General features: G+C 58.9%; 9 protein-coding genes and 1 tRNA gene. 6 read left to right on the top strand and 4 right to left on the bottom strand.

The window, feature by feature from the left end:
• Positions 1 to 9 precede the first annotated feature (9 nt).
• From HW554_RS19755 to HW554_RS19745, 3 genes are read right to left on the bottom strand one after another with little or no spacing between them, the layout of a single operon-like run.
• Entirely contained in the window at positions 10 to 819 is an 810-nt protein-coding gene (locus HW554_RS19755; protein ID WP_176910254.1) for a geranylgeranylglyceryl/heptaprenylglyceryl phosphate synthase, read from the bottom strand.
• Positions 797 to 1537 (bottom strand): hypothetical protein, encoded by a 741-nt coding sequence (locus HW554_RS19750; RefSeq protein WP_176910251.1) that lies wholly within the window; start codon positions 1535 to 1537, stop codon positions 797 to 799. Before HW554_RS19750 ends, HW554_RS19755 begins: the two co-directional genes overlap by 23 nt.
• Positions 1538 to 1545: 8 nt before the next feature.
• Entirely contained in the window at positions 1546 to 1932 is a 387-nt protein-coding gene (locus tag HW554_RS19745) for a phage holin family protein (RefSeq protein WP_176910250.1), read from the bottom strand.
• 143 nt (positions 1933 to 2075) lie between these two features.
• Here HW554_RS19745 and HW554_RS19740 point away from each other — a divergent pair, with 143 nt between their 5' ends.
• A complete protein-coding gene (locus tag HW554_RS19740) occupies positions 2076 to 3260 on the top strand; it encodes a J domain-containing protein (protein ID WP_176910249.1) in 1185 nt (394 codons plus the stop codon).
• A gap of 36 nt (positions 3261 to 3296) precedes the next feature.
• Here the strand turns inward: HW554_RS19740 and HW554_RS19735 are convergent.
• Positions 3297 to 3369, bottom strand: a tRNA-Phe gene (locus HW554_RS19735).
• A gap of 179 nt (positions 3370 to 3548) precedes the next feature.
• On the opposite strand from HW554_RS19735, the gene HW554_RS19730 reads away from it, so the two are divergent.
• The 5 genes from HW554_RS19730 to HW554_RS19710 all read left to right on the top strand — a co-directional run bounded on the left by HW554_RS19730 (position 3549) and on the right by HW554_RS19710 (position 9579).
• On the top strand, positions 3549 to 4952 hold the full coding sequence (locus tag HW554_RS19730; RefSeq protein WP_176910248.1) for a 4Fe-4S dicluster domain-containing protein: 1404 nt from the start codon (positions 3549 to 3551) through the stop codon (positions 4950 to 4952).
• A gap of 116 nt (positions 4953 to 5068) precedes the next feature.
• Complete coding sequence (locus HW554_RS19725) at positions 5069 to 5968, top strand: (Fe-S)-binding protein (RefSeq protein WP_246285517.1); 900 nt, start codon at positions 5069 to 5071, stop codon at positions 5966 to 5968.
• Between the two features lie 167 nt (positions 5969 to 6135).
• Positions 6136 to 6621, top strand: coding sequence for a hypothetical protein (locus tag HW554_RS19720; protein ID WP_176910247.1), 486 nt, complete (start codon positions 6136 to 6138; stop codon positions 6619 to 6621).
• Between the two features lie 130 nt (positions 6622 to 6751).
• Entirely contained in the window at positions 6752 to 8683 is a 1932-nt protein-coding gene (locus HW554_RS19715) for an OmpA family protein (protein WP_246285515.1), read from the top strand.
• A 146-nt stretch (positions 8684 to 8829) separates the two neighbouring features.
• Positions 8830 to 9579 carry a DUF4476 domain-containing protein gene (locus tag HW554_RS19710; protein WP_176910246.1) on the top strand — a complete coding sequence of 250 codons (750 nt, stop codon included), beginning with the start codon at positions 8830 to 8832 and terminating at the stop codon, positions 9577 to 9579.
• Positions 9580 to 9658: the final 79 nt, after the last annotated feature.

The raw sequence follows: 9658 nt of genomic DNA, 5'->3' as shown, positions 1-9658 counted from the left end.
ACGTAGTAGCTATCTGCTGATGACGTGCTGAGCAGGTACGGTTTCGGCTGTATCTGTAGCATGGGCAACATGTGCGAAACCTGTGATTACGGCGGCTACTTCGGCCAAGAAATCGGGGTTCTGTTCGATGTGGTTGCCAACTACGATAACGTCGGCACCAGCCTGTAACGCTGCGCGGGCCTTTTCGGCGCTGTTGAGGCCACCACCTACGATAATAGGCAGATCCACCGCCTGGCGTACCGCCCCAATCATGGATGGCGTTACAGGGTGTAGGGCCCCGCTACCGCCATCGAGGTAGATGAGACGCAGACCTAGCTGCTCGCCGGCCATAGCGGTGCAGGCGGCAATAGCGGGCTTGTCGTGGGGCAGTGGTGTGGTGCCGCTAATGTAGCTGGCCGTTGTCTGGCGGCCGCTGTCAACGAGCATATAGCCGGTAGGCAGAATCTGGAGGCCGCTTTCGCGCAGCCGTGGTGCCGCAATTACGTGCTGGCCGATTAGAAAATCGGGGTTTCGTCCCGAAATCAAGGATAGCAGCAGGATGCCGTCGGCCTGCGAATCGAGGTGCAGGCTATGGCTGGGGAAGAGTAGCACCGGCACGCTGGACCGGCTCTTGATAAAGCGAATGAGGGCAGCCTGATGCGAACCAAGCACCAAGCTGCCACCCACAAAAAAGTAATCTACTGCGTGTCGCTCACTCAGGTTCAGCAACCGTTGGCACCCGGCCTCATCTATATTGTCGGGGTCCAGCAGAACGGCCAGCGACTTCCGGCCGAGTTGGCGGTTTTGGCTGAGTGTATCATGCAGGCTGGCTGGGCGCATCCGCGTCGTCGTGGTGGTAAGTAAATTCAATGTCGCGGGTTTCCGGCTCCTGGCGCGGTGCGTCCGAAGCGGCAAGGTCGGCATTTTTAAGGACTGGCAAATAGTCACTGGCCTTTTTGGCAATAAAGGCTAGTGTAACAGCCGTGGCCTGGGCCACCAGCATCTTGCCTGTATCCGACTGCATAAAGGCGTTGAAAGTAGCGGCCAGTATCGAGGATGCGTCCGATTGCGACGATGGGTCAGGCCCAGGGGCTGGCTGCTCCTGAGGGCGGGCACTCGGGCGGGTAGCAGGTGCTGCGGCGTTATAATTCGTAGCAGGCTGGAACGGATCCGCCTCACTGGTAGCAGCGCCGCCTGCGGCTGGCATATTGCCCCGAAGCCGCCGTCCCCCCAGGCCTAAGTCGTCTGCCACCGCCATATCAACGGTAGTCGATGCCAGTGGCCGGCGCGAGCTACTCTTCAACTGCTTCGCAGACTCCTTTTCGGCGGCTTTGAGCGCCTTTGCCGGCTTTCTATTGGATTTGGAACTGCCAAGCGCCTTCGAGATGAGCCATATTCCGCCCAATATTCCGGCTCCTACAGCGGCATATTTGCCTACCTGCAGGGTTTTCTCCTTTATATCCTGAACGTCGCCCATTAGGGCACGCTCGTATTCCAGCTTCTGGCGCTCCAGAAACTCTTTCTCATCTTCAAACAAAGGGTTGTGCAGCTCAGTCATCGGTCGGGTTAGGCTTGGCGTTTGTCAGATTTATAAATGGTGTTACCCAGCGTCTTATCAGCCAAGGCCTGGAAAGCCGACTTATCGACTCCCATAACAAAAGCAATCAGCAAAATAAGATAGAAGCCCGCCACGATTCCGAAGCCCCAGAACTGGCTGTCGAGCACGTCGTTCAGCAGAAAAGCCAGGAACAGGTTCAGAAACAGGAAAAAGAACAGGCCTATAACAGCCATCGTAATGCCGTGCGCCACATTCACAAAAGTGTGCTTGGCTTTTTCCTGCACCTCCAGCCTCACTAGGTCGAGGCGGGTGTCGAGGTAACCCTTCAGATTACCCACCAGACTATCGTTGTGAGGTGTCTTGGAAGCATTTTCTTCAGTAGAGAACAGGCCCATGGAGGAGACTTTTGCGGGGAAACAATGTTACAGAGTTGGGCGACAGCAAATATGGCTGCTACCCGCTATATGGTAGCTGTTGCATACGGAAAAGGCGAAGCTGTGTCTGAAATTGGTTTATTTTTACGCTATACTGTCCTGCTTTGAGCCAGAATCATTACCACGTACTGGGGGTGCCGGTAACGGCCACGCTACCCGATATCCGGCTGGCCTACAGGCGTCTGGCAGTGCTATACCACCCCGATAAGCACGGCGGTAACGTGCTTTACGAAGAGCTGTTTAAAGCAGTAGCCGTGGCTTACCGGGTGCTGGGCCACGAGGCCCGCCGTGCCCACTACGACCAGCAGCTACGTGCCGATGCCCGCCGGCTCGATGAGGCCCAACGGCAGCAGCACTTCCGCCAGCAGGGCCAGCACATTTATGGCGCGCCCATGCCCGCGCCGGCCCCGCCGCTGCGTACCCGCCGGCCCGCCGGAGCCAACGAGCGGTACTATCAGCCCATTGCGCGCCAGAAAGTAAAATTCACGCGGCGCGACTATTGGCTCACGGCGCTGCTGGGGGTGGGGCTGGCCTTGTTTATGGTTTCTGTCAAAGTCACAATGGACTATGTGTCGGGTACCGGTAACTATACGCGGGGCCTGCAGGCCTATACGAAGGGTAATTGGGCCGGAGCACACAGCTACTTCACCGACGCGTTGCACTTCCGGCCCAGCTACAACTTGGCCCTGCGGCGGCGGGCCGAGGCCGCTCAGCTCGGGCTGCACGATTACGCCGCTGCCCGCGCCGACCTGCGTGCTGCCCTACCCGAAGCTCCGGCAGCGCTGCGGGGGCAGCTGTGGCTGCGCCTGGCCCAGTGCGAGGCCGCCTTCGGCCGGCCGGCACCTGCGCGGGAGGCCTACCAGAAAGCCTTGGCCCTTGATAGTACGCTAGCCCGCGCCTGGCTACGGCAGGGCGAAACGGAGCTGTTTCAGCAGCAGCAGTTTGCGGCGGCCGTTCGCACGCTGTCGAGTGGGTTGCGCCATGCCAGTGGGCCTTCGCGGCTGCGGGGGCAGTTGCTCACGTTCCGGGGGCTGGCCAATTTCAAGCTGGGCCGCTACGAGGCTGCCCAGAACGATTACTGGGAGGTGCTTGATATTACGCCCCGCAGCGGGCAGCTATATTTTTTGTTGGGCCGCGTGGCGCAGCAGCAGCGCGATGTGCCCCGGGCCTGCGACCTGCTGCGGCGGGCCGTGCTGCAGGGCTACGATTTTGCCCGCGCCGCCCGCGACACTACTTGCACCCCAGGGCCGCAGCAGGTTAAGGAAACCAGATCAAGTGCCGTAAAATAAAAAACCCCGATTCTGAAGCAGAATCGGGGTTTTTTGTGGTAATGATTGGAATCGAACCAACGACACCAGCATTTTCAGTGCTGTGCTCTACCAACTGAGCTACATTACCAGCTCGTGGTTCCCGGCAGGCCTTTTGGCCGTTGGGGAGCACAAAAGTAGCAAACCATTTCAAACCTACAAACCAGAATCAAAAAAAAGTTGGCAGCGTAAACTATCTGCCTCAAAATCGGTAAATTGTTATGCATACCGAGTATATTTCGGATCCAACCCTAAACTTACCCTTTTCCCGTGCATTTCTCTATTCAAAACATCATCTTCCTGCTGGTGGCGCTGGCAGGCTTCGGCCTGTTTGCCTGGCAGGCCAGTCGCATCCGGGCCAACGTGTTGGTGGGCCGCGACCGGGACATGAGTGGCCACGTGAACGAGCGGCTCTGGAAAACGCTGCTTGTCGCCTTCGGTCAGCAGAAGATGTTCAAGCGCCTGACGCCGGCCTTCCTGCACCTGATTGTGTACGTGGGCTTCATCGTCATCAATATTGAGGTGATTGAGATTATGGTGGATGGCCTGTTCGGCACCCACCGCTTCCTGCAGTTTGCCGGGCCGCTGTATTCAGCTCTCACTGGCACCAACGAAATCTTGGGTGCGCTTGTCGTTCTGGCTGTCGTGGCCTTCTGGTGGCGGCGTAATGCGAATGTGGTCAAGCGCTTCACCGGTCCCGAAATGCGGGCCTGGCCCAAGATGGATGCCAACATTATTCTCTACGTAGAGGTGGTACTGATGGCAGCCCTGTTTCTGATGAATACGGCCGACCTGAAGGCCTACCAGCTCCAGGGCCTCGACCTGCCGGGTGCTTATCCCATCAGCCAGTTCCTGACGGGCCTGTTGCCCGACAGCGTGCCAACGTTGCATGTACTGGAGCGCGTGGGCTGGTGGGCGCACATTGTGGGCATTCTGCTGTTTTTGAATTACCTGCCCAGCAGCAAGCACTTCCACATCATCATGGCGTTTCCGAACGTGTACTTCTCGCGGCTCATCCCGCAGGGACAGTTCTCGAACGTGGATAGCATTACCCACGAGGTGAAGGCCATGATGGACCCCAGCTACGCGGTGCCGGCCCCGGCTACCAACCCCGATGGCTCGGCAGTGGCCCCCGCACCATTTGGGGCCAAAGATGTGGACGATCTGGCCTGGACCAATTTGCTCAATGCTTACTCGTGTACCGAGTGCGGCCGCTGCACTTCGGTATGCCCGGCCAACATCACCGGCAAGCTCCTCTCGCCTCGCAAAATCATCATGGACACCCGCGACCGGATGGAGGAGAAGTACAACGCGCCGCTCATTTTCAGCCCCGCGCTGTACGGCGCGGACGCCAAGCACGACCCCCAGGAACAGCTCGACAAGGAAAACCACACGCTGCTACGCGGCTACGTAACGCCCGAGGAGTTGTGGGCCTGCACCACTTGCAACGCTTGCGTCGAGGCCTGCCCGGTAAACATCAACCCGCTGGACAGCATCATCGAGATGCGCCGCTTCCTGGTCCTCGAAGAATCAGCCGCTCCAAACGCCCTGAACGCCATGTTCAGCAACATCGAAAATAACGGCGCGCCTTGGGCCTTCTCGCCCTCCGACCGCTTCAACTGGGCCGACGACCTGTTCGTGGCTGAAAAAGGGGAGCTAGAAGTTAGGAGTTAGAAGCCGGAATGCTGCTTGCATTTCCTTCTTCCTCAACTCTGCTTCTTGTCCCTGGAATCCGTGATTCATACCACGGATTTTATCTCCTAACTCCTATCTCCTAGCTTCTCAACATAATGGCTGAGCAAACTGCCAAGCGTCCTGTTTCTGTACCCGTAATGGCCGATTTGGCGGCCCGGGGCGAGAGTCCTGAAATTCTGTTCTGGGTGGGCTGCGCCGGGGCCTTCGACGACCGGTACAAGCGCGTGACCCGCGCTTTTGTGCGCATCCTCGATCATGTGGGCGTGAATTACGCTGTGCTGGGCAAGGAGGAAAGCTGCACCGGCGACCCGGCCAAGCGCGCCGGCAACGAGTTCCTGTTTCAGATGCAGGCCATGACCAACATTGCTACCCTCGATGGCTATGGCATCAAGAAAGTGGTTACGGCCTGCCCGCACTGCTTCAACACCATCAAAAACGAGTACCCCGCTTTGGGCGGCGAGTACGAGGTGATTCACCACAGCACTTTTCTGCAGCAGCTCATCAACGAGGGCAAGGTGAAGGCTGAGGGCGGCGAATCGTTTAAAGGCCGCCGCATCACGTTCCACGACTCTTGCTACCTGGGCCGGGCCAACGACATCTACGAAGCCCCGCGGGCCGTGCTGGAAGTGCTCGACGCCGATTTGGTGGAGATGAAGCGCTGCAAAACCAACGGCCTGTGCTGCGGTGCCGGCGGTGCCCAAATGTGGAAAGACGCCGAGCCCGGCAACAAAGAAGTGAACATCGAGCGCGCCGAGGAGGCCCTGGCTACCCTCGACGGCACCGACGCCGTGCTCAACAACCTGCGCGGTGTGGAAAGTAACGCCCCTGCCGGTCCTGCTTCGGCTAAAGCAGCCGGCGGCAGCGTTATTGCTGTGGCCTGCCCTTTCTGCATGACCATGATGGCCGACGGCGTAAAAAACAAGGACCGCGAGCAGGACGTGCAGGTATTCGACCTGGCCGAGCTGATTGCCTCCGCCGAGGGCCTGAACGCGTAGCTTTCGGGTTGAATTCATCCACTTCAAAAACAGCCCCGGCCGGAACTTCCGGCCGGGGCTGTTTCTTTGTAAGTAGCGCGAAGCTCCAGCTTCGTGTATCGTTGCTGCTATTATAGTAGCATCGTTCAACAAAACGCGAAGCTGGAGCTTCGCGCCATACCCCGCCCATGTACGTTCCCTTCGATCAGCTGCCGCCCTCGGCCCGCATCTGGATTTACCAGGCCAACCGTCCCCTCACGGCCGCCGAACAAACCGATGTGCAACCCACCCTGCACCGTTTCGCCGACGAGTGGACCAGCCACGGCCGCAGTCTGGCCGCTTCGGCCGTTGTGCTGCACAACCAGTTTCTTGTCATCGGGCTCGATGAGGGCATTGCCGACGCCAGCGGTTGTTCGATTGACGCCTCAGTCCGTTTTGTGCAGGGCATGGAGCAGCAATTGGGCATAGAATTACTTGAGAAGTCGAAGCTGGCCTTTTGGGTAGACGGGCACGTAACGCTGCTCGACCGTAAGCAGCTCGGCCCCGCCATTGCCGCCGGCACGCTTTCGGCCGAAACGCCGTATTTCGACAACACCATTGGCCACCGTCAGCAGCTACTGGAGCAGTGGCCGGCCCCGGCCGCCGATACTTGGCTTACCCGTTACTTCGTTTAACAAACGGCTGGGGCGCTGAAACCGACTTTTTCGCCGGAAAACTTGCATCTTAGCCGCACTATCTGCGCATTATCCGCGCACTGGCCACCTGTTGTGGCCGGCTGCCGGTTCTTCTTCCCTCCCTGCTATTATGAGAAACGCTATTCTGATGTGGACTGCCGTGGGTTCGGCCACCCTGCTGGCGGGCTGCGCTACCACCGGAGGGCTAAGCAAAGCCGACAAGCGGTTTGCACGCGGCGAATACGAGTCGGCGCTTACCTTATATAAGGCCGAAGTGGCGAAGGGCAAGAACGTGGCCCAGGGCAACTATCGAATTGCCGAGTCTTACCGTCTGTCCAACCGCGTCGAGCAGGCAGAATCGTATTATAAGGCGGCTATTGATGGCGGAGCCCGCAAGGCCGACGCCGGCTACTACTATGCCTTGGCGCTACGGGCCAACGGCAAGTTCGACGAAGCCGCCGAGCAGTTCACGCAATACGCCGAGGTTGGCAGTAACCGCACCCTCACGGCTCAAGCCGAGGCCGAAGCCCGAAACGCCCGCGCCTCAAAAAACCTACTGGCCCAGCGCACCAACAGCGAGGTAATGCCCCTGGATGAGCTGAACACGCCCGCCTCGGAGTTCGGTACCACCCGCATCCCCGACTCTAAGGAGTTGGTGTTTGCCTCGGGCCGCGAGGGGAAGGTGTTCCCTGGCAACGGCGAGGGGTTCAACGACCTCTACGCCGTTCGCTTCGCCGACGACCAGAAGCTGACCGGCGGCACCGTGCGCAAGCTCGAACCCGTCATCAACTCCGCCAACCGCCACGAAGCCAGCGCCACCTACTCGCCCGATGGCAAGATGGTGGTATTCGCCCGCTCCAACGACGGCTCCAAAAAAGGCTTCCTGAGCGTCGATTTGTGGATTTCCTACTTCCGCGAAAACGCCTGGACCGAGCCCGAAATCCTGCGCGGCGTAAACAGCAGCACTGCCGACGAGTATTCGCCCGTTTTCTCGGCCGATGGCCAGACGCTCTACTTTGCCTCCACCCGCAAGGGCGGCTTCGGCGGCAGCGACTTATATAAGGCTGCCATGGAAGGCCCCGGCCGCTTTGCCGCCCCCGAAAATCTGGGCGACAAGGTAAACACCGTGGGCAACGAGAGCTTCCCGGCCATTTCGCCCGAGGGTGTCCTGTACTTCTCCTCCGATGGCCACCCCGGCCTTGGCAAGCTCGACATCTTCAAGCTCGATAAAGGGCAGGTACAGAACCTGGGTAGCCCCATCAACAGCCCCGGCGACGACTTCGCGCCCTTCTTCCTCGACAAGCAGGGCGGCGTTTTCTCCTCGAACCGGGCTGGCGGCAAAGGCTCCGACGACCTCTACCGTTTCCGCGAGAATACCATCAAGCTGGTGTTCTTCGTCGCCGACGGCACCGTACTGGAGCGCGATAACAAAACCGGCAACACTACCATCGTTCCCAACCAGCCCGTGGCGCTGCTGAGCTCCAGCGGCAAGCAGCTCCAAACCACCACCAGCGGCCCCGACGGTAAGTTTATCTTCAAGCTTGACTCTACCGCCGCCGCCTACGCCCTCATCGCCAACCGCGACGGCTACTTCACGGCCCGGAATTCCCTTACTACCATTGGTCGTAAACCTGCCCAGGAGTTGCTGCCCGACCCCGTGAACGAGGTGCGGATACCGATAACGCTTACGCTCGCCAAAATCGTGAAAAACAAGGCCATCGTGGTTGATAACATCTTCTACGATTACGATAAATCGGATATCCGTCCTGATGCGGCCTTGGAGCTCGATAAGCTGGTCGAAACGCTTAACGACAACCCCCGCATCACCATCGAGCTCAGCTCGCACACCGACTCGCGCGGCAAAGACGCTTACAACCAGGCCCTCTCGCAGCGCCGGGCCCAGTCGGCCGTCGATTACATTATCTCCAAAGGCATTTCTCCCGGTCGCATCACGGCCAAAGGCTACGGCGAATCGCGTCCGGTAGTGCTGAATGCCAAAACGGAGGAGCAGTACCAACGCAACCGCCGCACCGAGTTCAAAGTGACCAAAATTGCGGAGTAGGTATTCTGCTTCTATGTAAGTCAACCGCCCGGTCTGCATGAAGCAGGCCGGGCGGTTTTGCTTTGGCGGTAAATCGATAGGGGAGGGGCCACTACTTGGCACAGTCCTTGGCTTAGCCGCGGTACACTCCTATAATGTCCGGCTCCATGAAACGAATCTTACCTCTTTTGATTGGCTGCCTGCTACTACTCGGCACTGTGCACGCTGCTCCCGTTACGGCCAGCATCTCCGGTGAGCGGGGCTTGGCTTTTCGGCTCTCCCTCAATGGGCAGCCCGTATCACGTGGCGCCCGCCCCCAGATCTACCTCGACCAGTTGCACCCCGGCTATTATTGGGCCGATTTCTACATTCCCGTAGGTCGGGGCCGTGGTGTTAATTACCGCACCCAGATTTTCCTGGCCGACGGGTTCGAAACGAATTTTGTGCTGGTTGCTCGTCCAGGCTTCCCCCCTTCGCTCCGCACCGTGAGCACCGTGCCACTAGCTCCGCCGGTGGTGTCGTATCCCAACCAGGGTCCGTACCCAACGCCGTACCCCAATAATGGCTACCCTGCGCCTGGGCATCAGAATCACGGCTATCCAAATTCCGGGTATCCGGTTCCGGCCTACCAGTTGGCCCCCGCCGAAGTAGACAATCTGCTCCAGGCAATCCAGCGCCGGCCCTTCGACGATGCCCGCATGGCCATTATGCGCGACGCGTTGCGCGAATCATTCATCGAATCACAGGATGCCCGTCGGCTGATCAAATCCCTGTCCTTCGACGAAAACCGCATAGAGACTGCCAAGTACCTCTACAGCCGCGTCGCCGACCGGCACAACTTTTACCAGGTATATGATGCCTTGGTATTCAACTCTAGTATCCAGGAAGTACAGGAATACGTGCAGTCCGTACGTTAAGAAGCCATTTCAGCACCCATCCGGCCTTCTCGCTCCTATATAAAGAGAGCAGGGAAGGCCGACTTTCATTTGTCTCCCG

It is taken from the genome of Hymenobacter lapidiphilus, assembly GCF_013377885.1.
Lineage (GTDB): Bacteria > Bacteroidota > Bacteroidia > Cytophagales > Hymenobacteraceae > Hymenobacter > Hymenobacter lapidiphilus.
The sequence above is the reverse complement of the archived record's forward strand: the minus strand, read 5'-3'. Positions and strand labels throughout refer to the sequence as shown.

Coding starts and splice junctions, on each gene's coding strand:
- HW554_RS19755 (WP_176910254.1), bottom strand. CDS start 819: ATGCGCCCAGCCAGCCTGCATGATACACTCAGCCAAAACCGCCAACTC.
- HW554_RS19750 (WP_176910251.1), bottom strand. CDS start 1,537: ATGACTGAGCTGCACAACCCTTTGTTTGAAGATGAGAAAGAGTTTCTG.
- HW554_RS19745 (WP_176910250.1), bottom strand. CDS start 1,932: ATGGGCCTGTTCTCTACTGAAGAAAATGCTTCCAAGACACCTCACAAC.
- HW554_RS19725 (WP_246285517.1), top strand. CDS start 5,069: ATGGCTGAGCAAACTGCCAAGCGTCCTGTTTCTGTACCCGTAATGGCC.
- HW554_RS19720 (WP_176910247.1), top strand. CDS start 6,136: ATGTACGTTCCCTTCGATCAGCTGCCGCCCTCGGCCCGCATCTGGATT.
- HW554_RS19715 (WP_246285515.1), top strand. CDS start 6,752: ATGAGAAACGCTATTCTGATGTGGACTGCCGTGGGTTCGGCCACCCTG.
- HW554_RS19710 (WP_176910246.1), top strand. CDS start 8,830: ATGAAACGAATCTTACCTCTTTTGATTGGCTGCCTGCTACTACTCGGC.